This is a genomic window from Streptomyces microflavus, from assembly GCF_014650075.1.
Lineage (GTDB): Bacteria > Actinomycetota > Actinomycetes > Streptomycetales > Streptomycetaceae > Streptomyces > Streptomyces microflavus.
This window is the reverse complement of sequence record NZ_BMUG01000008.1, coordinates 421,303-446,301: the sequence shown is the minus strand read 5'-3', so window position 1 is coordinate 446,301 and position 24,999 is coordinate 421,303. Positions and strand designations below refer to the sequence as shown.

The 24,999-nt window shown below is 69.9% G+C and carries 29 protein-coding genes; 15 read left to right on the top strand and 14 right to left on the bottom strand.

Annotated elements, in window-relative coordinates; translation table 11 throughout:
• Positions 1-45 precede the first annotated feature (45 nt).
• From IE264_RS24895 to IE264_RS24845, 11 genes are all read right to left on the bottom strand, one after another.
• Positions 46-333, bottom strand: coding sequence for a hypothetical protein (locus IE264_RS24895; protein WP_229887737.1), 288 nt, complete (start codon positions 331-333; stop codon positions 46-48).
• 155 nt (positions 334-488) lie between these two features.
• The gene (locus tag IE264_RS24890; RefSeq protein WP_032755100.1) at positions 489-1,538 is read right to left on the bottom strand and encodes a hypothetical protein; all 1,050 of its coding nucleotides are present in this window, start codon (positions 1,536-1,538) and stop codon (positions 489-491) included.
• Positions 1,528-1,698: a hypothetical protein gene (locus IE264_RS24885; RefSeq protein WP_190167700.1), complete on the bottom strand. Its 171-nt coding sequence runs from the start codon at positions 1,696-1,698 to the stop codon at positions 1,528-1,530. The genes IE264_RS24890 and IE264_RS24885 overlap by 11 nt, the downstream gene beginning before the upstream one ends.
• Before the next feature lie 123 nt (positions 1,699-1,821).
• The gene (locus tag IE264_RS24880; RefSeq protein ID WP_190167699.1) at positions 1,822-2,394 is read right to left on the bottom strand and encodes a hypothetical protein; all 573 of its coding nucleotides are present in this window, start codon (positions 2,392-2,394) and stop codon (positions 1,822-1,824) included.
• Between the two features lie 14 nt (positions 2,395-2,408).
• Entirely contained in the window at positions 2,409-3,923 is a 1,515-nt protein-coding gene (locus IE264_RS24875) for a VirB4 family type IV secretion system protein (protein WP_032755102.1), read from the bottom strand.
• 28 nt (positions 3,924-3,951) lie between these two features.
• Positions 3,952-4,413: a DUF6238 family protein gene (locus IE264_RS24870; protein WP_373301936.1), complete on the bottom strand. Its 462-nt coding sequence runs from the start codon at positions 4,411-4,413 to the stop codon at positions 3,952-3,954.
• A gap of 26 nt (positions 4,414-4,439) precedes the next feature.
• Entirely contained in the window at positions 4,440-5,936 is a 1,497-nt protein-coding gene (locus tag IE264_RS24865) for an SCO6880 family protein (RefSeq protein ID WP_032755108.1), read from the bottom strand.
• 81 nt (positions 5,937-6,017) lie between these two features.
• Positions 6,018-7,391: an SCO6881 family protein gene (locus IE264_RS24860; protein WP_032755109.1), complete on the bottom strand. Its 1,374-nt coding sequence runs from the start codon at positions 7,389-7,391 to the stop codon at positions 6,018-6,020.
• A 36-nt stretch (positions 7,392-7,427) separates the two neighbouring features.
• Positions 7,428-8,120 carry a hypothetical protein gene (locus IE264_RS24855; protein WP_032755112.1) on the bottom strand — a complete coding sequence of 231 codons (693 nt, stop codon included), beginning with the start codon at positions 8,118-8,120 and terminating at the stop codon, positions 7,428-7,430.
• Positions 8,120-8,434, bottom strand: a complete 315-nt coding sequence (locus IE264_RS24850; RefSeq protein WP_032755114.1) for a DUF6112 family protein — start codon at positions 8,432-8,434, stop codon at positions 8,120-8,122. Before IE264_RS24850 ends, IE264_RS24855 begins: the two co-directional genes overlap by 1 nt.
• A 136-nt stretch (positions 8,435-8,570) precedes the next feature.
• Positions 8,571-9,692 carry a C40 family peptidase gene (locus IE264_RS24845; RefSeq protein WP_032755116.1) on the bottom strand — a complete coding sequence of 374 codons (1,122 nt, stop codon included), beginning with the start codon at positions 9,690-9,692 and terminating at the stop codon, positions 8,571-8,573.
• A gap of 511 nt (positions 9,693-10,203) precedes the next feature.
• On the opposite strand from IE264_RS24845, the gene IE264_RS24840 reads away from it, so the two are divergent.
• From IE264_RS24840 to IE264_RS24780, 13 genes are all read left to right on the top strand, one after another.
• Positions 10,204-10,959 (top strand): DNA-methyltransferase, encoded by a 756-nt coding sequence (locus tag IE264_RS24840; protein ID WP_032755119.1) that lies wholly within the window; start codon positions 10,204-10,206, stop codon positions 10,957-10,959.
• 241 nt (positions 10,960-11,200) lie between these two features.
• Positions 11,201-11,752 (top strand): DUF4913 domain-containing protein, encoded by a 552-nt coding sequence (locus IE264_RS24835; RefSeq protein ID WP_032755121.1) that lies wholly within the window; start codon positions 11,201-11,203, stop codon positions 11,750-11,752.
• Positions 11,749-12,234 (top strand): hypothetical protein, encoded by a 486-nt coding sequence (locus IE264_RS24830; protein WP_032755124.1) that lies wholly within the window; start codon positions 11,749-11,751, stop codon positions 12,232-12,234. Before IE264_RS24835 ends, IE264_RS24830 begins: the two co-directional genes overlap by 4 nt.
• Before the next feature lie 20 nt (positions 12,235-12,254).
• Entirely contained in the window at positions 12,255-12,944 is a 690-nt protein-coding gene (locus IE264_RS24825; protein WP_032755125.1) for a hypothetical protein, read from the top strand.
• Positions 12,945-12,967: 23 nt separating this feature from the next.
• Positions 12,968-13,720: a hypothetical protein gene (locus tag IE264_RS24820; protein WP_032755128.1), complete on the top strand. Its 753-nt coding sequence runs from the start codon at positions 12,968-12,970 to the stop codon at positions 13,718-13,720.
• A 181-nt stretch (positions 13,721-13,901) separates the two neighbouring features.
• Entirely contained in the window at positions 13,902-14,216 is a 315-nt protein-coding gene (locus IE264_RS24815; protein WP_032755130.1) for an SH3 domain-containing protein, read from the top strand.
• Between the two features lie 100 nt (positions 14,217-14,316).
• Positions 14,317-14,799 carry a hypothetical protein gene (locus IE264_RS24810; protein ID WP_032755133.1) on the top strand — a complete coding sequence of 161 codons (483 nt, stop codon included), beginning with the start codon at positions 14,317-14,319 and terminating at the stop codon, positions 14,797-14,799.
• A complete protein-coding gene (locus IE264_RS24805) occupies positions 14,796-15,242 on the top strand; it encodes a hypothetical protein (RefSeq protein ID WP_032755136.1) in 447 nt (148 codons plus the stop codon). Before IE264_RS24810 ends, IE264_RS24805 begins: the two co-directional genes overlap by 4 nt.
• Before the next feature lie 10 nt (positions 15,243-15,252).
• A complete protein-coding gene (locus IE264_RS24800; RefSeq protein WP_032755679.1) occupies positions 15,253-15,666 on the top strand; it encodes a hypothetical protein in 414 nt (137 codons plus the stop codon).
• Positions 15,667-15,707: 41 nt separating this feature from the next.
• Complete coding sequence (locus IE264_RS24795) at positions 15,708-16,550, top strand: winged helix-turn-helix transcriptional regulator (protein ID WP_032755139.1); 843 nt, start codon at positions 15,708-15,710, stop codon at positions 16,548-16,550.
• A complete protein-coding gene (locus tag IE264_RS24790; RefSeq protein ID WP_032755142.1) occupies positions 16,547-17,080 on the top strand; it encodes a hypothetical protein in 534 nt (177 codons plus the stop codon). The genes IE264_RS24795 and IE264_RS24790 overlap by 4 nt, the downstream gene beginning before the upstream one ends.
• Positions 17,077-18,312, top strand: a complete 1,236-nt coding sequence (locus tag IE264_RS24785) for an MFS transporter (protein ID WP_032755144.1) — start codon at positions 17,077-17,079, stop codon at positions 18,310-18,312. Before IE264_RS24790 ends, IE264_RS24785 begins: the two co-directional genes overlap by 4 nt.
• A gap of 32 nt (positions 18,313-18,344) precedes the next feature.
• The gene (locus tag IE264_RS24780) at positions 18,345-18,647 is read left to right on the top strand and encodes a hypothetical protein (protein WP_032755147.1); all 303 of its coding nucleotides are present in this window, start codon (positions 18,345-18,347) and stop codon (positions 18,645-18,647) included.
• A 112-nt stretch (positions 18,648-18,759) separates the two neighbouring features.
• Here IE264_RS24780 and IE264_RS24775 read toward each other — a convergent pair whose 3' ends face one another.
• The 3 genes from IE264_RS24775 to IE264_RS24765 are packed head-to-tail and all read right to left on the bottom strand — an operon-like array spanning position 18,760 to position 22,743.
• Positions 18,760-21,267 carry a site-specific integrase gene (locus tag IE264_RS24775; protein WP_229887735.1) on the bottom strand — a complete coding sequence of 836 codons (2,508 nt, stop codon included), beginning with the start codon at positions 21,265-21,267 and terminating at the stop codon, positions 18,760-18,762.
• Positions 21,268-21,276: 9 nt separating this feature from the next.
• The gene (locus IE264_RS24770; protein WP_032755150.1) at positions 21,277-21,624 is read right to left on the bottom strand and encodes a helix-turn-helix domain-containing protein; all 348 of its coding nucleotides are present in this window, start codon (positions 21,622-21,624) and stop codon (positions 21,277-21,279) included.
• Between the two features lie 12 nt (positions 21,625-21,636).
• Complete coding sequence (locus tag IE264_RS24765) at positions 21,637-22,743, bottom strand: tyrosine-type recombinase/integrase (RefSeq protein ID WP_032755153.1); 1,107 nt, start codon at positions 22,741-22,743, stop codon at positions 21,637-21,639.
• A 103-nt stretch (positions 22,744-22,846) separates the two neighbouring features.
• On the opposite strand from IE264_RS24765, the gene IE264_RS24760 reads away from it, so the two are divergent.
• Both IE264_RS24760 and IE264_RS24755 read left to right on the top strand, forming a co-directional pair.
• Positions 22,847-24,127: an ATP-grasp domain-containing protein gene (locus tag IE264_RS24760; RefSeq protein ID WP_190167697.1), complete on the top strand. Its 1,281-nt coding sequence runs from the start codon at positions 22,847-22,849 to the stop codon at positions 24,125-24,127.
• The gene (locus IE264_RS24755) at positions 24,124-24,987 is read left to right on the top strand and encodes an SPDY domain-containing protein (protein WP_032755156.1); all 864 of its coding nucleotides are present in this window, start codon (positions 24,124-24,126) and stop codon (positions 24,985-24,987) included. The genes IE264_RS24760 and IE264_RS24755 overlap by 4 nt, the downstream gene beginning before the upstream one ends.
• Positions 24,988-24,999 lie beyond the last annotated feature (12 nt).

Sequence of the window (24,999 nt, the reverse complement as noted above, 5' to 3'; positions counted from 1 at the left end):
CCGGTCTGCGGATTGGTTTGTGAGGGCGATGGTCCCGGGGCAGCCTCAGCGCGTCTGTCGTGGTGTTCGGGACGGGGAGGGCGGGACGGAGACGGCGCGCTGGGAGTGCGGAGTGGTGGCGCGTTGGTACGCGGCCAACGCCGACTTGAGGTGGGTGATGGCGTCGGCGCGGCGTGCAGCCAGGATGTCGATCTGAGTGCCCGAGGTCTGCAGGATGCCCAGGGGGTTCGCCGCGGCGGTTCCGGCTGCGACACGGGTCAGGTCGTCGGCGGCCCAGGTGCAGCGGTCGACCAGCTCGCTCTGCAGGCTGTCGAGATTCCGTGCGGCACGCACCACGAGTTCTGCGAGTTCGTTCTCTGCACTGTCGGGCGAGTGGAGGGTCCGAAGCGCATTCGGTTGCTTCTGGAGGGCTTTGAGAACGAGCTGGTGCCCATGGGCAGTTGGAGGTATGGGGCGTTGTGACTGTTCGTTCACGTCTTCGTTCCGGGTCAGCGTGTGTGCCGTGGGGGTGTCGTCGGGAGGGGGCGAGGAGGAAGGGGCGGCGTACGGCTCAGGGAAAGCGGGGGAGGAGGACCCGGCGCGGGCGAGGTCAGCGTCCGCATCCGGGCCTCGGTGGTCTGCAGGTCCTCTCCGAGGTTGCGTACCTCGGCGGCGGCGTCGGCGAGGTCGTGGGACAGGTCGAACCCGTCATCCTCCACCGCTTCCTTCGCCTTGTCCGCCGCAGCTTCGAGGGAATCGGCGAGTCGTGCCAGCACCCCGTCATCCGGGTCCAGGACCTGGCGCAGCAGAGCGGCGACCTGGACGTGGGACGTGCTGCCGTTGATCTGGTCGGTGAGTTCCAGAAGGGCGTCACCGCACGCCGTAGCCACGCCGGTGGCGGCGTTCCTTCCGGCTGTGATGTCGGTGTCGTGGACGCTGCCGTACGTGATGTGGGTCAGACGAGTGCCACCGTCGAGGGCGGTGTCGGTTACGGCTTCCGTTGATTCGAGGTCCGCGATGCGTTCGTGGGCGTCGGCGAGGTTCCGGGCCTGCAGGGTGAAGCTGACCGTGGCGTCCTGGGTGACCTCGAAGGTGTGAAGCTCCGGGCTGGGAAGCAGCCCGAGCTCGGCGAGTCGCTGGTCGATCGCCGCGATCAGCGGCTCGGCACTGCCGCCGTGACGGGCCTCGGGCCGCTGGGGGGCGCCGGGATCGTCGGAGGGAGAAGAGTCGTAGACGACCTCGAACACCGATTGGTCGATGGGGTGTTCCCGGGTCGCGATCCATCCCTCCGGGTCTCCCGGCGGACGGCCGGATACGGGCTCCTGAGGCGGGCCGATGATCAGGTAGCTGTCATCGGGGAGCGGGATGCGCACGATATAGGCGCTGAGGCCGAACTCGATGTCGCACGACAGCCCGCGCTGCCGCAGCGGTGTGGTGACGTGGGCGTGCCGGCGCCAGAGCTCCTGCCACCACGAGGTGTTCACGTTGCGGTGGTCGGGAAGAGGCGCGATCGGAACCGCCTGGTGAGCGGGTGGTGTGTTCTGCTCGTCAGCGGCCACGACTTCTCCTGCGGGAGGCCGGAGATCGGCTCGGCGGACGAATCCGGCGGGCGGGGTCGGCGTCCGGCGTCGGAACGGGACTGAAGTCGAGTTCGTACTCGTCGTAGGTCGGAATCAGTTCGCTTTCCAGCTGGGCTTCGCGGTCCGCGACCTGCTCCATGAGGTCGTCATGCTCAGCCTGACACTGCTGGTACTCGGCCCAGTCGGCGTCGCTGAAGTGAGGGGGGCGTTTCAGAGGATTCCTTGGGGATGCGAGTGGATCGGGATTGCGGGCTCGGCGCGGTTAGCGGGGTCGACCGCCCGGCCTGGGGGCCGGAGGCGCCGGCGGACTTTCCTGACGGGTTAGCTGCGCGAGGAAGCGTTGGAAGCCGAGGTGGTCGTGGAGTTCCTTAGCCGCGTCCCGGAGGGATTCCGAGGTGCGTCGGAGATAGGAGCGGCCTGTGGCGTGGTCGTGCACCATGTTGTTCGAGAGGTACTGCCGGTCGGCCGGGGTGGTGGACCGGAGCAGGGACAGGGCGTACTCCGCGGTCTTGGCGAAGTACGGGGGAGCGTGGCTCGACGCGGTCGTTGCCGAGGCGAGCTTCTTGAGGACGGTGCTGCCGTCGCGGGTGGTGTGGTGGGGGCTTCGGGCGAATTCGGATGTGAGCCGGAGGACTTCGCGGGAGAGGTCTTGTGCGTCGGTGGCGTGCTGGAGGAGCACGGTGTACGACGGCGCAGCCGGTACGCGTCCGTCCTCGTCCAGCAGCTCCCATTGGTGGGCGGCATTGTGTGCTTTGTCCTTCATCACGTTGAGCGCGCCGATAAGGTGGAGCGCGTCGTCGCGCGGTATCAGTTCGCGGTCGAAGTCGGGCCTCACGGGCTTCTTTCTCCTCAGTGCATACGGGAGTCGGTGTCGAAGAGCGTCAGCTCGTAGCTGTGCAGGAGGTGCTGCACGATGAAGCTCCGACCCGCGACTTTCCACAGGCCCCTGCCTCGGGCGAGGTGTGCGATGGCGTCCATCTCGACGGAGGTGAGGCCGAGCAGGGAGGCCGCGGCGTGGAGCTGGTCGGTCTCCTGGCGGTAGATGATCCGGGTGGAACAGTCCGCAAGAAGGCCCTCGGCCAGGGCCCTGCCTTGTGATCCGGCGTCGCCGGCGGTGAGCAGGTCGCTGAGCCTGTGGATCACCATGAGGTTGGCGATGCCGAGGCCGCGACTCAGCTTCCATTGGGCCTGCATGCGTTGCAGCAGGCCGACGTGTCGCATCAGCCTCCACGCCTCGTCGTAGACGATCCAGCGCCGTCCGCCGTTCGGGTCGGAGAGGGCGGACTCCATCCAGGCGGAGGCGCAGGTCATCGCGAGGACGAGTGCGGTGTCGTCGCCGGATCCGCCGAGCCGGGAGAGGTCGATGGTGAGCATCGGCGCGGTCGGGTCGAAGTCGACGGTGGAGGGACTGTCGAACATTCCGGCCAGATCGCCATGGACGAGCCGACGCATGGCGTGGGCGAGGTCGCGGGCGGCGTCGCCGAGTTGGCCCGACATCATGCCGGCCGCCTCGTGGAGCGCGGCTGGGTCGTTGAGGGTAGCGGCGACGTCGCCGAGGAGCGGGGTGCGGTGTGCGTCGGCGGCGCGGGTGACGACGGCGTCCAGCGCGACGTCCAGGGCGGTGTGCTCCATGGGCATGAGGTCCCGGCCCAGGACGGTCCGGGCCAGGGAGCCGAGGAGGAGGAGCCTGCGCTTGCGGATCTCCCCGACCCAGTCGGCTTCGGAGACGCTCTGTGGACGTGGGGCCGCGTCCAGGGGGTTCAGGCGGCCGGGCAGCCCGGGACCGAGGGCGACGGACCGGCCTCCGAGCGCTTCCGCAACAGGGGTCCACTCGCCCTTGGGGTCGCAGGGCACATAGATGCGGACCCCGAAGGCCACCGAACGCAGCGCGATCGACTTGGCGAGCGCGCTCTTGCCCTGGCCGATGACCCCGGCCAGCAGAACGTTCGGGTTCGTGAAGCCCTCGATGCGTCCGTACAGCTCGAACGGATCGAAGACGAAGCTTGCTTCGGCATGGACATCGCGGCCGATGTAGACGCCCTCGGCGCCGAGGCCGCCCTCGGCGAGGAAAGGATAAGCACCCGCCGCGACCGCGGTGGTCATGCGGTGGGCGGGCAGCTTCAGCCGGTTCCATCGGGCGGAGGCAGGACCGGGGCGTCCGCCGGGTGGATAGAGAGCTGGAGGCATCTCGGGCTCGGTGGACGGGGTGTCCCTCTGGTGGGCGCCGGCCTCCGCACGTGCTTTGGCGGTGGCTTCGGCAAGCTGCTGGCGGGCCACCTTGCGGCTGGCGCGGTCGGCCCCGTGGGGGGTGAACAGCGGGCTGGCGGACCCTCGGCGGGAACGCCGGCCGGGCCGGTGGCTCATCAGAGTCCCTCGATTCTGCTGACGGTCCTCATCGCACGCAGGCCGTGGTGTGTGGACGGAGGTCGGTGGGGGTGGTCTTGCGGCGGACGACGTGCCCGGCGGCGAGGTGACGCTGGCAGACCGTCAGTACGGGTGGCCCCTCCGGAAACTGCTCCGGGTGGCAGACGCTCGCCTCCGCTTCTGCCACGGTGGTGCTGGGCAGCAGGTGGAAGGCAGCGTGGACTTCGCTGGTGGCCTGCCAGAGCCGGGTGTGTGCGGTGGCGAGGTGACGGCCGGCGGCGGGGTGAGGGGGCCGGGTGCTGTCAGCGAGCCGGTCCAGGAGCTGGAGCAGAGCGGCGAGGTGTGCGTGCAGCACGTCGAGGTTCGGGCGGTCCGCCGGTTTGCGCGGCTTCGTCTCCGACGGTGTCAGCGCTCGCGTGTGGTGACGCACTCCGGCGGTCGCCGCGCGGAGGTAGGGGTGCGCATCGTCGTGCGCGGAAGGCGTGTGGATCAAGGGGGCCTTTCGGGTGGGCCGGTTCAGGCGGCGAGACCGTACTTCCTCTGCGCCTCGGTACGGGCAAGGGGAAGAGCGGCGAGGGTGAAGGCGCTGGGTTGCTGGTAGTTCAGCCGTCGCAGGTCGACCCCGGCTGTGATGGCGGCGGTCTCGATCTGGGCGCAGGCGGCGTCGAGGAGTGCGTCGGTCTCGGCCGTGACGGTGACCAGGCCGGTCAGCGCCACGTCCGCATGTCCGGCGATGAGCTGGCGTTCGCGGGTTTTGACGTCGGCGTACTCGACCGAGTCCACCTCGGAGTCGACCTGTCCGCGGCGGGCGCGTTCGTTGGCGTCGGAGATGATCGCCGATTTCTTCCGCTGGACGTCGCGCAGCGCGGACTCCAGCCCTTGTGGCACGTATATGAGGGAGAGGCTGCGGCGCACGCCGGGGGTGAACATGATTCCGTGGAGGAATCCGGCTCCCATCTCGGTCCTGGGCCAGTTCTCCACCCAGTACGTGGTGTGCCGTGCGCTGTCGGTGGAGAGGCGGTCATACTCCTCGAACTGGACGACGGGACCGGCGGCTGCGGGGTCTGCTTCGGCACGGCCGGTTTCGGACCACTGCTGGAGGGCGGCGAGTGCCTTCGGGTCGTAGGCGGTGCGGATGACGGCGGCGATCTCCCGCGAGGTGAGCCACCCGGTCACCTGGAGACCGGCGTTGCGGGCGGCCTGGGCAATGCTGGACGTGGTCTGTTCCATGACGGTGAAGGCTGCTGGCAGCCCTCCGCCGGCCTGGGAGATCAGGCGCCGGGCGGCCTTGAGGTCGAGGGAGATGGCGAGGTAGACCTCGTGGGGGGCGGCGGCGGGACCGGCCGAGGCGACCAGCTCGGAGTAGATCTGCCCCGCGACCGGGGCCTGGGGCTGGCCGTTCTGGGCCCAGTGACGGGCCAGGGTGTCGCCGCTGTCTGGCACGGTGCGTTCCAGCACCTGAACGGTGGCGATGTGCCCGGTGCGGGCGATCCCCGCCAGCGCACGCCCCCAGCTGGACACGTTGTGATTCTGGGTCGCGGGGTCGAGGAGGGCGAATGCCCGGCTGGTGACACGGGCGATGGCGGTCAGCGTCTGCTGGTGCGGGTCGTGCACGGCGGAGGCGCCGTTGGCGGAATCACCGGGGGTGACCACCTTCAGCGAGGCGGTGGTGCCCGGAAGGTGGAGGACACCGTCCTGCCGCGGCCGGGTGAGGGGCCGGGCGAGCCAGAGCGTCTGGCCGGTACGGCGGCGGTGCGCGTAGCGGATGACGATCGGCGCCCAGTCGATGAGGGACCGGCCGTGCCGGCGGATCACGACGAGTGCCCCGGAGACCGCCCACAGTGGGGCGAGGGCGACGGCACCGAGCAGCCCGGTGGAGATCACCGTCATGAGCAGCAGGGCCAGCGAGCATGACACGAGGACGAGTTGAGGGAGAGAGAGGCCGAGGAGGATGCCGCGGCGGGACCGGTGGGGAAACTTCACCGTGATCGGCGCGACGGAGAGATCAGTCAAGGGGCGGGTCCTGGAGGCGCAGGTGGAACCCGGGGGCGGGAGGTGGCGGGCACGTCCCGCCCCTGGGAATGGGGCAGAGGATCAGAGGCCGGTCGGGGGCGGCGGCGTGGCCGGCCCGCTGGACGTGGCGTTCTGGGAGCCGGAGGACGACGGTGCGCCCTGGGGCGGCGGTGTCGTGCTCGGCGGGGTGGACTGCCACCCGTCGCCCTGGCCGGATGCGGCGTTCGCGCCGGATCCGCCGGGCCCTTGGCTGCCGCCCACCTGGCCACTGGTGTCGTCGGACACGCTGGTCGGCGCGGGCTGAACCGCTTTCTCCAGTCCGGACTTGAGGGCGTCGCCACCGGGCGAGACGCCCGTTCCGCCGGATTGCGAACCTTCCTTCTCCCCTCCGCCTCCACCGCTCGGGTTGGCGGCGACGTCGCCGGGGAAACCACCCCCGCCGGCGTCGGGGCCCTGCGGGGCAGCACCCGCTCCGGCCGCGGCACCACCGGTTCCGGCGGTGGCCGCCATCGAGGCGGCCTTGCGTCCGGCCTTCTCTGCGTGCGCCTTCGCGATCTGCGCACCAGCCCCACCGGCACGGTGGATGGACTCGCCGTCGGTCCCGTCGGCCGCCCAGTGCACGAACTTGAAGACGGCATAGGGGCACAACAGCACCAAGACCATGATCACAATGCCGGACATGACGTCGGCCAGGGCGGCGATGCCCTCGTCTGCCTCGGTCTTGCCCATGGCGGCGATACCGAGGACGAAGATCACTGTCATCAGAAGTTTCGACGCGACGAGGGTTGCGGTGGCTTCGATCCAGCCCTTGCGCCAGCGACGGGCGACTTCCCAGCCGCCACCGGCCGACGCGAAGATCGCCAAGGTGACCATGACGAGGATGCCGACCTTGCGGACCATCATCACGCACCAGTACATGAAGGCTCCGGTGGCGGCGCCGAGGCCGACGACGACCGGGATCAGCCAGCCCAGGCTGGTCAGGGCCGCGATCTGGTTCACCCTCACGACGCGTCGCACCGCGCTCTCGATGCTCAGGTTCGCGGTCTTGAACAGGCCGTCGCTGATGGCGTCGACGACTTCAACCGCGACCGTGGTGAAGGCGATGGCGCAGAAGGCGAACAGGACGCCACTCATGGTGCCGGTGAATGCTTGTGTCAGGGCTTGGCCGTCGCGCCGGACGGCTGCCCTCACCAGTTGCGCGCAGAACGTGGCGACGATCAAAACCAGGCCCAGCGGCAGGAGCATCTCGTAGTTGTCGACGAACCAGGTGGCATTGAGATCCACCTTCGTGGTGCTGTCGACTGCCTCGGCGGCCAGGTCGGCTGCGGCGGCGGCGAGTTCGCCGGCCGATTTGGCCATCCAGTCGCCGATGGCCTTGCCCGGGTCCGAGGCGAAGTCGACCGCGTCGCCGACGGAGCACAGCTTGTCTGCCAGGGGGAGATCACAAAAGGCCATGAGGAGTTGCCCCTCCTTTCTTCTTTCAGGTCCGAGTCACTGCGTGACGCTCGGGGCGATGGCGGCCAGGGTGCAGTCGTGGTTCGGGCGGCACTGGACGGCGAGGGTCACGGCCCGTTCCTCGGCTCCGCCACCGCCGCTCTTCCAGGCGATCTGCTGTTTGCCGTTGACGGTGACGACGTAGATGTACGCCTTCGTGATCGCGGACGGGTCATCTGCCAGCGCCTGTTTGAACGCGGACGGGTAGTGCCCCTCGGTGACGTGGGCGGTGGCGTGCTGATCCTGGTCGGCCATCCGCGACCACAGCACCGGATCAGGAACCTGTCCGGAGACTGAGGCCCAGTCGGCGTACGTGGTCTCGGTGGACATCCAGGCGCGCATGCCGGCGAGCTGCTGGTCGCGGCTGGTGCTACGGGTGTCGTAGGACCACAGCATCTTGGCCACTGCCGTGGCGTACGCGACCGGTTCGGCGATCTGCGGCGGGTGGGGCGCCGCCCCGGATCCGGAGGAAGGCTTCGGGGCGGCCTCGGAGGGGGACTGGCTGCCGGTTGGGGCGGGCGCGGCGGTTTCCGGAGCCCGATGGCCGTTCCCGCCGCCCGTCAGCAGGGCGACGACCACAGCGATGGCGAGGAGGACGGCGACGGCCGAGGCGCCGATCGCGATGCGCTTGCTGGCCGGCCAGCCCGCGCCGTACGAGGAGGGCGAAAGGGAGGGGAGTCGTTTCTGCATTACTGGACCTGCGACCCCAGGTTGGAGAAGAAGGCCACCACAGCGTTCGCGGCACCGAGGCCGAGAGCGGCGCCGGCAGCGACGACGGCGCCCTTCTTGCCGTTGGCCTCAGCCTGGTGACCACCGCTGTGATGACCCCAGGCCCACACACCGAGCGAGACGGCGAGTGCGCCGACGACGGCGACGATTCCGAAGAGGTTGATCGAGTTGACGACGTTCTTCAGCACGGCGAGGCCGGGCAGTCCGCCGCCCTTGGGTGAGATTCCTGGGTCGTAGGCGAGCTGGATGACGCGGTCTGCGAGAGGGAAGGGCATAGGTGTGGCGGGGACTCCTTGCGTACGCGGGCCAGGGGAGGGCCGGCGGGAAGGGGAATGCGGAGGGGGAGGTGCGCTCGGGGCGCGGAAGGGGCCGCGGTGGCACGCCCTGGAGTGGTGTCCGGGCGGGGCGGCGTCAGAGGACGCGGCGGGCGGCGAGGATGTCCCAGTCCTTGATCGGGGTGATCCGGACGGGCTTGGTGGTGCGGGGTGCCTCGATGACGAGGCCGGCGCCCATGTACATGCCGACGTGCTCGGGCCGGTCGACGCTGCCGCGGGCGAAAATCAGGTCACCGGGCTGCAGTTGGGCAGGCGGGACCGCCTTGCCTTCGTTGACCTGCGTGTACGTGGTGCGGGTGAGCGTGATGTCGACCTGCGCGTACGCCTGCTGCATCAGGCTGGAGCAGTCGCAGCGGCCCATGGGGTCAGGGCCGTGCGCGTCCTTGCAGGTCCCGCCCCACTGGTAGAGCGTGCCGAGCTGCCGCATCGCCCAAGAGATGGCCCTGCGTGCCTTCGGATCGGCGTCCTTGGGGATCGAGTAGCCCTTCGGGACGCTGCCGGCCGGGATGCGGCCGAACTCGGAACCGTCCTGGCCCGGCATACAGCCGGACGACGGTTTCTCGTCCTGGTCCGCGTCCTTGCCGTCCGCAGCACCGCTGTTGGGTAAGGTCTTGGCGATGGCGGTCTGGAGCGCGGTGGCTAGGTTCTCCCACTGTGCGTACGCGTCCGGGAAGCCGGACTTCTGCACGGCCTGGGCGGCCTGGGTGACGGTCATCTGCTGCCAGCCGCTCACCTTGAGCAGGCCCTTGTAGAACCTTTCGGAGGCGTAGACGGGGTCGCGGATCTGCTGGGCGGTGCCCCAGCCCTGGGAGGGGCGCTGCTGGAAGAGGCCGAGGGAGTCGCGGTCGCCGTAGCCCAGGTTGCGGAGCCGGCTCTCCTGCATCGCCGTGGCGAGGGCGATGATCTGCCCCTTGGTGGGGACATCGAGGGAGAGGCCGGTGGCCACGATCGTCTGGGCGTGGGGGATCTGCTCGGCGGGCAGGTCCAGGCCCTCGATTCGGACGTCCTTGCCGGACGCTCCGTCGAGGATCTTGCCGACCTGCTCGGTGACCTTGTCGGTGTCGACGCCGGGCAGGCAGGTACTAACGAGGCCGTTGCTCTGTACGGCGTCGGCGGCGGAGGCCAGCATCATGCTGGTGCCGGCGATCGGGATCGGGGCGAGAAAGACGACGCCGATGGCGGCGGCGAGCCATTTCAACCCGAGCGGGCCGCTCGCCGGTCAGCGTTTTCGGGCAGGGGCGGGTAGCGAGAGGTCATGAACGTGTCCTTGCGGGGTGCGGTGTCCGGCGTGCCGCGTGCGCGGGGCGTTCGGAAGGCGCGGCGGCCGGGGTGGGCGATCAGTGGCTGGCCGGTGCGGGCGAGTTGCAGCTCGTATCGCGTGGCCGGGCCGTGAGCTAGGTGTGCCGGGGCAGGGGGTACCTCCGGGAGATGTGGCGGGGAGTGGCCAGCGGCGGTGTGCGCCGGGCGGTTCAAAAACAGTAGGCCCGGATCGGCGGTTGACCAAAAAGGCTGGCACGAGGTGCCGGAATCCGGCACCTCAGCGGGCATTTCTTGGCCGTCGGCGGATTCGCCTCTACAGTTTTTGGACTCCCCCTCTCCTTCCTCGGTCTGTGGCCCTGGGCTTCTGCATGCCCGATTCCGGCCCGCGAGGACGTTTGTGAGAGGAGGCGAGTCCCACCGTATTCCCTCACCCGACTTGGGGTTCCTCTTTGCCTTTTTCTCTGCACCAGGGTGACGCTCTCAGCGTTCTCGCCGGCCTTCCGGACGGATGCGTCGACTCCGTCATTACTGACCCCCCGTATAACTCGGGCGGTCGGACCGCGAAGGAGCGCACCACCCGCTCCGCGAAGCAGAAGTACACCTCTGCCGATGCCAAGAACGACCTTGCCGACTTCACCGGCGAGAACATGGACCAGAGGTCCTACTCGTTCTGGCTGACGCAGATCATGACCGAAGCCCACCGCCTCACGAAGACCGGCGGGGCGGCGTTGCTGTTCACCGACTGGCGCCAGCTCCCGACGACGACGGACGCGATCCAGGCGGCCGGATGGCTGTGGCGCGGCGTCCTGGCCTGGCACAAGCCGCAGGCCAGGCCCCAGCGCGGAAGGTTTACCCAAAACTGTGAGTTCATCGTGTGGGCCAGCAAGGGCCCGATCGACGGCTCCCGGAACCCGGTCTACTTGCCCGGCATGTACTCCGCGTCGCAGCCGTCGGGGTCCAAGCGCCAGCACATCACGCAGAAGCCCGTCTCCGTGATGCGCGAGCTGGTCAAGATCTCCCCGCCGGGCGGCACGATCCTCGACTTCTGTGCCGGCTCCGGATCCACGGGCGTCGCCGCCCTGCTGGAGGGCCGGGATTTCATCGGCGTGGAGAAGACCCAGCACTACGCCTCGATCGCGGCCGACCGACTCACCGAAACGATCCGCGAGACCCTCACGCAGGATGACGTGGTCCTCACCGCCTGAGTTGCGACAGCGCTGCCCATTCAGGCGACCGGCGTCCCAGGCGGAATTCCAGTACGGCAGATCTGGTGAATCGCCGACCGGCCCGCGCGACGCCCCTCTGTCCGCCCTTCTTCCCGCGTCTCGTAGGAGGCCGAAACCTTTCATGCCCGAACCCATAAGCCCAGAGCACAATGGGGAGTTGGAGCCGGTTCGCATTCCCGATCAGCAGCTGGAGGAAATCGAAGCAAGTGTGCGGCGGCTCATGGAGCAGTCGGCGCAGCAGGCCCAGCAGCTCGACCACCTCGCCTCCGCCCCGGAACCCAGTGGATCGCCGTTCGCCGCGTTCGGCATGCCGGGGCTCGGCGGACCGCCGCCCGCTGCCCCGCCGGAGCCCCGCCCGATCCTGGAACTGGCGGGAGAGGAACGGGAGGACGAGGTCGATGCTCTCTCCGATTGGGTCGACGACTTCTTCCTCCCGGTCTACGGGGCGGAGGTCACCACCGCAGCACCCTGGTGCCTGCAGTGGCAGGAGCACGACGATGTCGTGGCCTGGCTCCATGCGCTGTGGCTCGCCTACCAGCAGCACCGTGAGCCTGACGCCGGGTTGTCCGGGCTGTTCGTATGGCACCGGGACTTCCTCACCCACGCTGTCGCGGCGATCCGCGCACCGGGCGGCCCGCTGTCGGCCTGCATGACCTCTCCCGACCGTCCCGCGCACCGTCTTCTGCCGGGCCCACCGCGGTCCGTGCGTACGGAGAAGGCGGCCGAGGCGGAGGGCGCCGGGCCTGCCGAGCCGGAGGAGCCGACGTCATGAGTGCGGGACAGGGGCAGCCCGCCTTCGGCCTGAGCTTCGATCCCCGAGCCCTGACCGACCTCCTCCAGGCTCCCAGCGATATCCGCGACCTCACCCTCGCCTGCCTGCAGGAAGTCGTCCAGGCGCAGCGCTTCGGGCTGCGCCTGGACGGTGACCTGGAGGGATACCGGAAGTTGTTCGTGGACTCCCGCAAGGAGTGGCGTGTCGTCTACGGCCTCCGCCCGGCACCGGCGGAGTCGGCACATCAGAAGGAGATCCACGTTGTCGCGGTCCGGCCGCGTGCGGGCAACGACATCTACGACACGGTGGGTGCCCGGCTGGGGATGACCCGACGCCCGCTGAGCGCCCGCACTCACGCTGCCCGCTCCCGCCCGCCGCAGTTGACCGCGCGCGGCCCCGTGCCCCGGCCCGGCCCGCCGTCCACCGCACTGCCGGGTCTGCCCCGTCCCGCACCCCACCCCGCGGACCATCACACCCGCTGAACCTACGGAAGCCCCCGCCCATGCCTCCTGAACCCGCGCCGACACCAGCCCGGCGTGCGGTCTCCCCGCTCGACCATCGCGTCGAAGCCGCCACCGGCCACGACATCGACACCCTGTGGAGCTACCGCGACCGCGGTGTACTCGACGAGTCCCACGCACACCTGGTCGACCGGCACCGTGAGCTGGCCAAGGCCCAGAGCGGCGTCGTGTTCTACCTCAAGCTCCTCAACCGGCTGTCGAGCGGCGAGTTTGAGGTCGACGCCCCCCTGTTCACGCGCATCGCCCGCACCATGAGCCAGCTGGAGCAGGCCACGGATGCCCGCGCCGCCGCTGCCCAGGCGGTGATCGCCGCCCTGGAGCCCATCGAGGCAGCTCCGACGCACGACGCGAGGACGCTCTCGACTGATGATCAGGCGGCGCTGCTCGCCATCGCCGGCGGAGCCAAGCTCTACGAGCACCTGCTGACCGGCCGGATGTCCGTGACCGCCGCCTCCGGCACCCGCATCCCGCACGCCAAGCTGCAGCGCCTTGAGAGCGCGGGCCTGGTCGTCCGGGACACCGGCCACCCCGTGCACGCCGGCCAGCCGGTCGCGCTCACCGACGCCGGGCGCGCCGTGCTGTTCGCTGCCCGCAGGGCTCCCACGGCACAGAGGCCGAAGACAACGGCCCCGACCGGCGCATGGCCCTCCACCCCAACACCGAGGCGCTGACCTCCCGACGTGAAGGGCCCTTATTGTCCTCCCCTGATCCCTCGTCCGACCACCAGCGCGTCGCCCGGGAAGAATTCGACTTCCACGTCGACGACCTCGACGCCGATGCAGGGAAGTACCGCGACTTCTTCCTCCACGTCTCGGTGAACCAGGACTCGTTCGTTCCGCTCGCCGAACACCACACCCCTGACGGGGCGCACAGCTACTACGTGCTGTTCGACCGCAGCGCCACCTACGGTCACCCCGGCGATCCTCACTATCTCGCCGTCCACCTGCGCCGAGACCAGCAGAGGTCGACATTCGACTTCGAGCACGCCCCTCTGCCGCTGGTGCCGATGGCCCAGTCCTGGCTCATCCACCGTGGTTGCCCCTCCGAAGCCATCGCCCTCACCCACGAGTTCGGGCCCCGGCCCGCGGACGACGCCACCCGGGCCCTGGAACGGCGCTTGGTGGGCGACGGGGACCACTTCGCGATGGGCTACTCCTACACGCACGACGACCCGGACGACATGGTCACCTTGATCGTGCTGCGTGCCCTCGACGAGCAGGCGCCCTCTCCCTTCCGCGTGCTGGTCGAGGAGGTCGCTGCCGACGTGGACACCTACACCTTGCGCGAGGGCGGATTCAACCGGCTCGAAGACGCCTGGCAATGGTGCAACGAGCGGCACAGCGGTACGGCCGCTCCGCTCCCGCCGGTCCGGCCGGCAGCCACCGTCGGCCGCCCGACCGGTACGACGACGACCCCCACTCCACGCCCGCCCAGCCGTAAGCGCTGAGCGCGTTTCGCAGGGCGGGCGGCGCAACATAACCGACGATCGCCGGTTAGCCAAACCGGCGATTCTCCGGACTCTTATACAGCCGCCGGAACAACTCCAGCGGTGCCCTTCCACTCAACCCCTATGCCTTTACGGAGGTTTCTTTCGCATGCGCTCCACCCGAATTGCTGTATCCGCGGTGATGCTCGGCGCGCTCGCCGTGCCGATGCTGTCCGCCACTCCCGCCAGCGCGGCACCCGCAGCCGTAGCCGCGCTCCCGGCGTACAGCTGCCATCACCTGCCGCCGCTGCCGTACGAGGTCCACACCAAGGCCGTGACCATCCGGTCCAAGGCCAGCTCGAAGTCCACCGCCGTCGGCATTCTCTACATGAGCCACCGCTTCGGCGTGCACAAGAAGAGCGGCAACTGGCTCTACATCACGGACAAGTCGACCGGCGTCAAGGGCTGGGTGTCCGGCACGTACGTCTACCGCGACGTCCGTATGTGCCTGTCCTGACAGGAATCCGACCAGACCCCCTAAGCGGCTGAGCCGCCCGGGCACGGCCACCCCTCGCATTCCGCCAGGCATCGGCCCTTGAAGAACAGGAGTTTCTCTTTTGTCCGACGGCATATCCGAAGACGCTGAGGACGTCGTGGGCGTGCTCACCGAACGAATCGAAGCGCGCTTCGCCATGGGCATGGACCAGCTGAAGGCTGCAGTCACCGCGAAGCCGACCGCGAACCCAGATGCCACCGACGTCGTGAAGTGGCACGGCCTGCTCATCCAGGCCCAGTCCGTGCTGGAGCGGGCGGAGGACGACCTTCTCGCCGCGCTGGAGACTCAGCCCAGCGAGGTCGACGACCCGACCGTGGGTCTCGCCCACCGGGTGAACGCGGCCGTCACCACCCGCGACGGCCGGGCCATGGTCGTGCGATGGCTGCTCGACCCGAACGCTCCGGGCAAGACGGGCCTCGCCGCCGAACGCCTCGCCCGCCTTCGCCCCCGGACCGGACCCGCTGTGCCGGCCACCGCACCCCACCGTCCCGTGGGCACACCCGCGCCGGCATCGGCATGGCGAGCGGGAGGACCCGTCCGATGAGCCGAAAGGCCAGCTCCATGGACGCCGACCTCCAGAAGGTCTTCGGGAAGCCGATCCCCGTACTGTCCGAAGCCGTTGTCGGCCACGACGCCTCGCCCGCCCTCGCTCGAGCCCTGGAGCTGCGGTCCTTCCTGGCGCTCACAGAGGAGCAGGTCGCCCGCGTCCGCGTCCGCGACCGCGTCCACGCGGACATGGACCCGGACCGCGACATGGGCGAGCTGTCGGCGGACAAGCTCCGCTTCGACGCGCAGTGGCTGGAAGCCGCGCTGGATGCCCGCGACGGGTACCGCGCCGCCCTGGGCGAGTTGCTGCGCACCATGCCTCCGCCCGATCAACGAGCCCGTCCCGTACGCACCACGCAGCACCGGGCCACCGCGACCCTGCCCGCCTCGGCCGCCCCGGCACCCCCGCGTGCCGGGGCGGCCCCGGCCCCCCGACCGTGAAAGCCCCCGCTTGCCCCACCTCACGTCCACCGAGATAGCCGGACGGATCGAGGACCTGTACGGCGCACCGCTCACCGACCTGGAAGCCCACGCTCAGGACCAGCCGCCCGGCATGCTCTCCGCCCTGCTCGGCATGCACGAAGACCTCGCTCTCGCCGAGCGCAGCATCGACTTCCACCGCGACCACCTCGCCCGGCTTATTCACCCCGAGCGGCAGATCGGGCGACACGAAGTTCCCCACCTCCTCGACGGATCTCGTCGGCTCGCCGAGGCAGTCGCCGTACGCGACGTCCAAGCGAAGTCCGTCCTTGCCGTCCTGCAGAGCCTGGCTTCCGTTCCGGCCCCAGCACCGGCCCCGCCGACTGTCGCGCCGCCCGCTCCGGCTCCTCCTCTTCCGGCTCAGAGCACGGCACCCAGCCGCTGATCTGCACGCGATCTCTCCTTACACACCCAGGAGTTCCTCCCATGGCCATCACCGCTCTGCCCCCTGACACTGACACCGACATCGCCCGGGTCACCGAGGCCCTCACCATGATCACCCCGCGCTGGAACGTGCGGATCATGCTGGCTCTCTCCGGCCCGCCGCTGCGGTACAGCGAGCTGGCGGCCAAGGTCTCCTGGCTGCAGAGCGGCCAGCTTCACCCCAAGCTCAGGACCCTGTGCGACGCCGGCCTCGTCGAGCGTGCCGAACACTCCTCCCGGCACGTCACCTACGGCCACACCGAGCGCGGAGCCGCCCTGCTGCCGGTCCTGCCGATGATCGTCACCTGGGCCGAGGAGCACCTGGAGCAGGCGGACCACCCGCTGCCCGCGATCGAGCAGATCGAGGACAGCCTCACCCTGCTCACCCGGCGCCATGCCGCAGCCATCCTGTGGGTGCTCAAGTCCCGCCAAGAGGTCAGCGGCCGGGCCCTGGCCAGGATCGTGATGCCGAAGAGCGACTGGACGAACGTGTACCCGCCGCTGCGGCAGCTCGTCGCCGACGGCCTGGTCGACACCGACGGCATCGGCCGGCCCTACTGGCTGTCCGCGGCGGGCGACGGCTTGGGCCCCGTGCTCGGCACCCTGTCCGCATGGTCCGCCGGTCAGCCCCTCAACCAGGCCGCCCACCACCCCGTGTGGGGGCAACCCCAGGCGAAGCCCGCACCGAGGCCGTGGGTCAGCAGCCAGTCCCGACCCGCCCCAGCGGCACTCCCGCCCGCCCGGACGGGTGAGGCCGCCCCCACGTGGCACAACCGCGATCTCTTCTCCCACGCCACGGCTGTCCGCCCGACGGCGGCCATCCAGGCGGGAGGCCCGCGCCGATGACCACCTCCTCCTTCACCTCCGCCAACCTGCACGCCGCCGCCGATTTCCTGTCCTCACCGGCACTCATCCGGCTGATCACCGAGATCGACGACAACGGGCCGATCCCGCCGCGAAAGCTGGCCAGCACCCTGCCCGACCTCTCCACGCACCACCTGCGCCGGATCAAGGACGTTGCCCGCGTGCACGATCTCGTCTGCTCCGCCCCCGGCGCCGGCCTCGAACTCACGACTTCCGGCGTGGAGCTGGCCGACTTCTACGACGCCATAGCCCGATGGGCCCGACACCACGCCTACCCGACCCGCGTCAGCGACTTCACGAGCCGCATCCGGCACACCCTCAGCCTCGTAGAATCCCTCCCCGCCCCGGGCCCGGCAGGAGGCTCCACCCGCCGGTCGGGCGTCGAACTGGCCGATGCCGAGGTCGGCTGGGCGCCGTCCGGACCTCGGGCTCTGCTGCTGCAGTGGCTGGACGCTCATCCGCAGATCGCCGCGCTCCTCGAACCCGATCCCGAATACGGGCGCGCCGCGTGAGCCTAGGCGTCGAACCCCGGCACGCCCGCCACCCCACCGGGTTGATGGGCAGCATCTACCTGCCGCGCACGGCCGACGCGCTGGCTCTCGCGATGTCGACCTACGGCATTCCGCTGCTGGTCCTGGCCACCACGAACTCCGCCGCGCTGACGGGCTTGGCCTTCGCCCTGGAGTGGATCCCCAGGCTGGCGGCGTTCGGGTGGGCCGGAGCGGTCGTCGACCGGCGCGGGGCGGCGGTGGTGTTCCACCTCGCCTCCCTGGGACGTGCGTTGGTGCTCGCCGCCGGGGCGGTCGTCCTCTACCTGCACCCGTCCGGCCACGTGGCGAGCGGGACCGTGATGGTGCTCGCCGCGATGACCGGCGTGCTCACCGAGTTCAGCTACATCGCGGCCGAGACCGCGGGCGGTGCCGCCGGCCGCAGGGCGGGACGGCGAGCCCACCGGGTGCAGGCCGTCCTGCTCGGCATCGACCAGACAGCGATGCTGGCGGGCCCGGCGCTCGCCGGACTGCTTCTGCTGGCCGGTCCGCCGCCGATGCTCGTCGTTGTCACCGTGCTCTCGCTGGTCGCCGCGCTTCTCGCCCTGCGCACACCCCCCTCGCCCGTAGTGCCGGCCCGTGCGCCGAAGGGGCACCAGAGTTCCGGCCTGCGCACCGGGTGGCGCACGATCCGCTCGCTGCCCGCGCTCGGCTGGCTCGTGACCGGTCTGACCCTGTCCAACCTGGCCACCGGGCTGCTCCAGGCGGCCGGCCCGGTGATCGTCGTCCAGCACTTCGGGCAGTCCACCACCGCCGTCGGTCTGGTCTGGTCCGCGGCTGCGGCGGCCACGCTCCTCAGCGTTGCGATCTGCCGGTTCGCACTCGACCGCCTCGGTCTGTGGCCGATCGGCGCAGTTTGCGCGGCCCTCGCCTCGCTCGCCTGCCTCGCCGCCGCTCAGGCCCCCGACTACCGCTCCTACCTGGTCCTGGTCGCGGTCCTCATGGCGGCCGAGGGCGGCATGGCGGTCGTGCTGCGCACCCTGCGCTCCCGGCTCATCCCGCCGGAGAAGTTCGGCAGCACCCTGTCGGCGACCATCCTCATCCTCCTGCTGCCTTTCCCTGTCGCCGGCGTGCTCACTGCGCTCACCCCGCCCGACGCGCTGGGCCACGTCATCACCGCGTGCGCCGCTCTGCAGGCCCTCGGCCTGCTCTGCGCCTTCGCCCGCCTGCGCACCGACCCCGCCCTGCGCACCTGAACCCGGCACACCCCCAGCCTGTGGAGATCCTCATGCCCACCGCCATCCTCGGATCGCACCGCGCGACCGGTCGCAGTATCACCGAGCAGTTCCGCACCTTCGACGCCCACAACCCGCACGTCTACCGGGCCCTGGAGCGCATGGCCGCACGCCGCCTGGCCGCCGGCGCGACCCGGATCAGCCTCAAGGACCTCTTCGAGGACCTGCGCGGGCAGCTCCCGCACGGCGTCGCCGGGTTGAACAACAACTACACCGCCCTCTACGCACGCCAGCTGATCGACGAACACCCCCACTGGGCACCTGCGTTCGAGCTGCGCCGCCGCCGTGCCGCCTGACCCGACGGCACCCGCTCTCTCGTCTTTTCCCCTGCTGTCCACCGATACGGAGCACCCCTTCTTGTCCGCTCGTATTGGTAACCCGCGTTGTCAGAACGTGCGGAATGGATGCTCAGCGGCGGATGAGATCTGCCGCGTATGCGGCTCCAGGGCCCTCGCTTTCGAGGCGCCAGGCGTCGGCGGTGTTCTGGTGGACACCGAGCAGGCGGCTTACGACGGCGGCTGGCAGCTCGGACGCGATGTCCATCAGGGCTGTGTTGCGGGCGAGGCGGGGCCGGACCCCTGCGGCCTTCAGGCGCTTACTCAGATGAGCAGGGCTGAGCGGTCGGCCTACGAGTCCACCGGGGAAGAGCCACTTGGACTCCTCGGCGGGCCTCGCGGCGGCGTGACCTTGACGCCGGTCGACGAGTTGGCGGATGAGGTCGTCGAGGGGAGCGGGCAGTTCGGCTGGGGTGCGTCCGAGGCGAATCGTGATCTTGTCTCCGTGGTCGACGACGTGGTCTGTGGTGAGCTGGATGATGCGGCTCGGCGGCTGGCCGAAGAGCAGCAGGAGGAGTCCTGCCGCGCGGTCTACGACGTCGAGACTGGTGGTCTGGACGAGGTGGCGGACCATGCTCCAGCGCTGGTCCCGGGCGATCAGGTTGACCGCGGCGTTGCTGTTGAGGCTGGGAGCGTCGAGTGGTCGGGCGTGGCCGTGGCGGTGGGCCCACAGGAGGAAGGATCGAACGAGCGCACGGGCGTCGGGGCCGTCGGCGAGCCAGGCGTCGAGGTGATCCTGCGTGCAGTCGCGCAGGGCGAGGTCCTGGGCTCGGAGCCATTCCAGGAGTCGTACGGCGTTGCGGATTTCGTGGCGGACGGCGTCGGCCTGTCCGTGGGTGACTTTCTTCCCGGAGGGCAACCGGCGCAGCCGGCGCATGGGGTTCCAAGCGGTGTAGTTGCGAAGCGATTTGCGGTCTGCGGTGTTCTCGATGCGGGCGTAGGTCCGGGGCAGCCACTGTTCGAGGGCGGCGAGATGTTCGTCCCGGTCGGGCAGGGCGCCGCCGGCCACCAGGACAGCGCGCAGGGCGCTGACGACCTTCGGCGGATGGCAGAGGTCGAGGGTCTGATGGGTGACGGGCCCCTGAGCCGAGGCCAGTTCCTTCAGGATCGCGCGCAGGGCCGGTACTCCCCTGAGCCATCGCAGGACGGCGGCCGGCGGCAGGAGCCGCATGGCGTGGAGGGATGGGGTCAGGTCTTCGCGTACGGCGCCGTCGGGTCCGGTGAGCAGACTGAGCAGCGTTTGCTGAGCGGCGCAGGCGGTGCACAGGCCGTGGTGGTAGAGCCTCTCGACGGCTCCGCACGTGGTGCAGGGGCGGCGTGCTCGCGGGTGTCTCTCCCAGCAGCCCTCGCAAAGGGGTTCGCCCTGCGCGGTGCGGCCAGCGACCCTGCGCGTGTGTCCGCAGGTGACGCATGGGACACGTGGGGCTCCGCAGGGCGTGCAGAGAGGGTCGCCCGCCGGGGTTCGGTAGACAGCGCGGCGTTCGGTTCCGCAGCTGGTGCAGACCTTGTGGGGTTGCGCCTTGGAGTGGCATGGCCCGCACCTGGGGGTGCTGGTGGTGGCGTAGTAGCACGGCCGGAGCTGTCCGCAGGTGGAGCAGGTCGTGGTGGGGCGCTGGTAGCAGCGCTGGCACAGGGCCTGGTCCTCGGTGCGCTGGACGATGTGAGCGGTATTCCCGCAGCTGGTGCAGGGCAGCTGGTTGATGATGTCGGTCTGTCCGCATGGCCCGCACAGGGGTGCGCCGTCGGCTGTCCGGGAGGCGATCCATCTCTCCCGGTGGCAGCGCGAGCACTCCTGGGTGCGGGTGGCACGCCAGCACAAGGTGCAGCAGCGCAGGTCCTGGCGCGTGTGGCTGAGTGGTACGTCGCGGTGGCAGAAGGGGCATGGCGGTATGACCAGCGCCGAAGCTCCGCGGTCGGCGAGGGCCTTGATCAGACGGATGGTTCGTGGTGGTCCGTGGGCGCCGTCTCCACTCAGCAATCCGGGCACCTTGTTCAGGGCGCGAAGGAGCCGGGTCTGCCCGTTGCGGCTGCTGTCCGCGGTGCGGACGGCGTCGGCGATGTCCAAGTGCGACAGGCCCGGGGCGAGGACGGAGATGCGCTTGCACAGGTCGGTCAGGACGTCGAGCCCTTCGTCCGGCGTGTGCCGACGGCACCGGGGCCGGCCGAGGTGGTCGCGGCCGGAGAAGTTCCTGCTGCCGCAGATCACGCACGGGTTGGCGACCGCGATACGGCGGGCCAGGCACGAGCCACAGATCCGCTGGTCGCCGTCCCACGCTTTGAGGGGCCGTTCGTTGCCGCAGCGGGCGCAGCACGGCAGTTTCAGGTTCACGGCACCCTGGTCGAGAAGTGCGCGGATCAGGCGCTCGACGGCCCGCGGCCCTTCGGGGCGGCCGGAGGTCAGCAGGCCGGGGTCGGCCATCAGCGCCTCGGCGAGCTCGCGCCGAGCCGGTCTGCGTTTGACCGTCGCGACGAGGATGGCCTCCACCAGCGGGGCCGACAGGTCCGGTTCGGCCGCCAGGACGGCCTCCACGATCACGCGTTCAGGCTCGACGGCAACGCGGGGCAGAGGGGCAGAGGCCACGTGGTTCTCCTATTCGGGGACGATCCTGGCGCGCTTGGGCCTGAAGTCGCCTACACCGGAGGGGCCTTGGCCGGGCTGTTCGATGGTGCCGCCCGCGGCGGCCTTGCGGCGGCCCGCCCGGGGGACGGCCACGGGCTCGATCAGCTCGTTCATCGTGCAGCCGAGGATGTCGAGCAGTGCCATGAGCGTCTTCAGGCTCAGCCGTTCGGGCCGCTCGACGACCAGGCGGTACGTCTGGCTGGGGGAGAGATCGATGCCGCGTTCGGCCAGCAGTGGGCGAAGGTCCGTGGTGGAGAACATGCCGCGGGTGGCCATGATCTCCCGCAGGTGCCAGCGGTAGTCCAGTTTGGCGGTCACGTCGACGACTCCCTACTGCCCGTTGTTCAGGGCACGGTCCAAAACCTTGCGCATCATTGTGTTCATGAAGTCCCCGCTCACGCCGGTGTAGAGGGCGGTGGTGGACGGATACCGGTGTCCGACCTGGTTCTGGACGAATGTGGGATCGGCGCCGTCCTCGATCTGGTGCGTGACGTGGCTGTGCCGCAGGCAGTGCGGGACCAGTTCCTTGTCCAGCCCGAGCGCGTCGCGGTAGGCGGCGAAGCGCTCCTCGATCTCTCGGGGCCGCAGGCGCCCTCCACGCTCGGTCAGCCACAGAGCGGGCTTCTTCGAGGCCGAGGTGTAGCGCGAGCGGATGTTGACGACGTAGTCCTCGACCGCGTCGACGGCCCAGGGCATGACGCTGAGCACCATCCGGCGTTTGGGCGGCGTGCCTTTGGACCGTTTCCCGTACCGGACGTGGAGCGATCCGTACCGGCCGAGCTCGGGCGCTTTGGGGCTGCGGTAGAAGTCGGTGATGTCGAGCTTCGAGGTCTCGGTGCAGCGCAGGCCCCAGCCGTAAATGGCCTTGAAGACCGTCGCATCGCGGTAGGCGGCGAGGGCTCCCTTGCGGCCGAGCCGGATCGCGCGGTCGACCTGGTCGTCGGCGTAGTCGAAGAAGAGCTGGATCTCTTCGCGGGTCATCGGCCGCCGGTCGGGGTCGCCCTCGTAGTCGACCAGATGAGAGACGGTGTTCCACTCGTGGCAGACCTGCACCGGATGGGTGCCGAACCGGGACTCGCACTCCGCCGGCCACTGGTAGTGGGGCGAAGTGATGTAGTCGCAGAAGAGACGAAGTCCCGTCTGGTATCCGCGGATTGTCGATTCCGCCCGGTGTAGCTCGGACGTCAAGTGGGTCATCCACTCATCGACATCGGCCGCCGCCCACTGCCACGGGTAGCGGTTGGTGAACTTCCCGAAGCGGCGGATGAGGTTCAGTCGCCCCCGGACCGTGTCGGGCTGCAGCTGGCGGCCTCCCCGCTGCTGCCGTTCCCACCCCTCCAGCATCGCTTCGAAGACCGCTTCCTCGGGATGCAGCAGCGAGACACCAGATAGCAGAACCAACCGGGCTGAACTCTCGCTCGCGACCGTTCCAGACACAGACCCACCCATCCACTAGGTGGGCGAATCATTCATCAAATGCAGGCATCCCTGCAACGGTGCAGGTCAATGCCACTAACCTCCCCTGAAAGGAACGCGCACAATGTCGCAGACCACCACGTTCAACCCCTCCGAATCGTGCAACGAACGCAATTCCGCGCGGACCCCCCTCGTCCTCGTCGTGTCTCCCGGTGACGAGACCTATCGCGGCTACTGCCTTGAGCAGGTGGCCGCCGCGTACGACGTCGTCCTGCTCACCGGCACCGAGCCGTCGTGGGAGAAGCCGTTCATCGTCGGCCACGCCGTCGTCGACCTGAGCGACCCTGCCGCACTGCTCGCCGGCGGCCGGGATCTGGCCGAGCGCCACGACCTCGCCGGGGTGGTCACCTGGGACGAGTGGAACCTCGTCCCCACCGCCGTCCTCACCCACGAGCTGGGTCTGCCCTCGCCCTCCGTCGAGGTGATGCGAGCCTGCCGCAACAAGGCCACCGCCCGCACCCTGTTCGCCCGCCACGGCGTACCGTCCGCCGGCTCGATGAAGGCACGGACCCTGCTGGAGGCGGGCCTGGCGACGATGACGCTGGGTTACCCTGCCGTCCTCAAGCCCGCCGCGTTCGCCGCCAGCATCGGCGTGATCCGCGTCGACCGCCCCGAAGAACTGCCCGACGCCTTCGCGTTCGCCTCCCAGGGCGCCAGCCGCAGCCGCGAGGACACCAGCGTCCTGGTCGAGGAGTACCTCGACGGACCGGAGTTCTCCGTCGAATGCGTCACCCACCGCGGCGAGACCACCGCGGTCGCCGTCACCCGCAAGCACCTGGGCCCCGCACCGTACTTCGACGAGACCGGCCACACCGTCGACGCCCACGACCCGCTCCTGGCCCAGGTCGCCCCCGCCGCCGCTGCGGCGGTCAAGGCCCTGGGGATCACCGACGGAGTGCAGCACGTCGAGCTGCGCCTCGTTGACGGGCGGCCCCGGCTGATCGAGGTCAATGCCAGGATTGGCGGCGACATGATCGGCCACCTGGTCCACCTTGCCACCGGTGTTGACCTGCCGCGGGCCGCTGCCGACCTCGCGTGCGGGCGGACACCGGACCTCACCCCGACCCGCAACGGGGCGGCGGGCATCCGCATGCTCTACCCGGACACCTCCGGCACCCTCACCGAACGGAACATCAACCAGCCGTTCGCCGCCCACACCCCGTGGCTGCGGCAGGTGCGGTGGATCCGCGAGATCGGCGACCAGCTCGTCCTGCCGCCCGACGGCGACCTGTACGTCGCCCGCGCCGGGTTCTACATCGTCACCGGCCGGACCACCGCCGAGGTCACCGAACGCCTCGACACCGCCGCCGACGAGATCACCGTCACCACCAGGGCGGATCGATGACCCAGAAGCCCGCTCCGCAACACGAGACCGACGGCGACGTCTACGTTTCCCCGCGCCACCTCGCCTCCACCACCGGGACCGGCGACCCCGCCTTCGCCCCGCTCCTCGACCTCGGCTGGAGCATCGAGCACGACGACCTCGGCAACGCCTACACCAACGCCCCCGACCGCAAGGTCCGCGTCGGCTACCTGCCCGGAGGAGAGGACGACGGGCTCTGGCGCATCAATGCCTACCGTGACCCGTTCGGCCCTCCGACCTGGGGCGCCTGTTTCAACGACCGCACCCCGACCGAGTTCGTGACCGCGTTCACCACCGCCCTCGCGACGGCGTACGAGCAGGGTCCGGCCACCTACCTGGCCCGGCCGGTCGCCGGAATCGACGAGCACAATCCCTTCCTCGCCATCGTCCCGCTCCTGAAGCAGGGGTGGGAGATCGACCGCCCGCGCTGGGGCGTCTTCGCCATCCAGGCCCCGGACGGACTCGCCGGCATGGAGTTCGCCACCGGTGATCTCGATCCGGAAGCCGAGCTGTCAACACGGGACGCCCGTTGGCAGCTGTGGGCGGGCAAGTCCATCGACCGGCCCGTCTGGTACGCCACGGCCAGCACCGACACCCCCGTCGCCCTGCTCACCGCCGTCACCGAGTGCGTCGCCGATCCAGCTCCGCTGCTCCGATGGCGGCAGGACACCTACAGCTACATCAAGGGGATGGCCCAGCTCACCCCGATCCTCCCGCCGCCTCCCACACCGCGCGACGTACGGCGGGCCCTCGCAGCCCGCCGCCCGGCCGCACTCCCCGCGACCAGCGTCCCGCGCTGGAGCACCACCAGCCGGCCTGCCCTGCCCGGCCCACGCCGGTAGGACCACACCGAC

Bases quoted from the DNA above. Each gene is read 5' to 3' on its own strand.
- IE264_RS24825 (WP_032755125.1), top strand. From the start codon at position 12,255: ATGCCTCCTGAACCCGCGCCGACACCAGCCCGGCGTGCGGTCTCCCCG.
- IE264_RS24755 (WP_032755156.1), top strand. From the start codon at position 24,124: ATGACCCAGAAGCCCGCTCCGCAACACGAGACCGACGGCGACGTCTAC.
- IE264_RS24860 (WP_032755109.1), bottom strand. From the start codon at position 7,391: ATGGCCTTTTGTGATCTCCCCCTGGCAGACAAGCTGTGCTCCGTCGGC.
- IE264_RS24805 (WP_032755136.1), top strand. From the start codon at position 14,796: ATGAGCCGAAAGGCCAGCTCCATGGACGCCGACCTCCAGAAGGTCTTC.
- IE264_RS24875 (WP_032755102.1), bottom strand. From the start codon at position 3,923: ATGAGCCACCGGCCCGGCCGGCGTTCCCGCCGAGGGTCCGCCAGCCCG.
- IE264_RS24830 (WP_032755124.1), top strand. From the start codon at position 11,749: ATGAGTGCGGGACAGGGGCAGCCCGCCTTCGGCCTGAGCTTCGATCCC.
- IE264_RS24790 (WP_032755142.1), top strand. From the start codon at position 16,547: ATGACCACCTCCTCCTTCACCTCCGCCAACCTGCACGCCGCCGCCGAT.
- IE264_RS24780 (WP_032755147.1), top strand. From the start codon at position 18,345: ATGCCCACCGCCATCCTCGGATCGCACCGCGCGACCGGTCGCAGTATC.
- IE264_RS24850 (WP_032755114.1), bottom strand. From the start codon at position 8,434: ATGCCCTTCCCTCTCGCAGACCGCGTCATCCAGCTCGCCTACGACCCA.
- IE264_RS24835 (WP_032755121.1), top strand. From the start codon at position 11,201: ATGGAGCAGTCGGCGCAGCAGGCCCAGCAGCTCGACCACCTCGCCTCC.
- IE264_RS24815 (WP_032755130.1), top strand. From the start codon at position 13,902: ATGCTCGGCGCGCTCGCCGTGCCGATGCTGTCCGCCACTCCCGCCAGC.
- IE264_RS24855 (WP_032755112.1), bottom strand. From the start codon at position 8,120: ATGCAGAAACGACTCCCCTCCCTTTCGCCCTCCTCGTACGGCGCGGGC.
- IE264_RS24795 (WP_032755139.1), top strand. From the start codon at position 15,708: ATGGCCATCACCGCTCTGCCCCCTGACACTGACACCGACATCGCCCGG.
- IE264_RS24885 (WP_190167700.1), bottom strand. From the start codon at position 1,698: ATGGAGCAGGTCGCGGACCGCGAAGCCCAGCTGGAAAGCGAACTGATT.
- IE264_RS24760 (WP_190167697.1), top strand. From the start codon at position 22,847: ATGTCGCAGACCACCACGTTCAACCCCTCCGAATCGTGCAACGAACGC.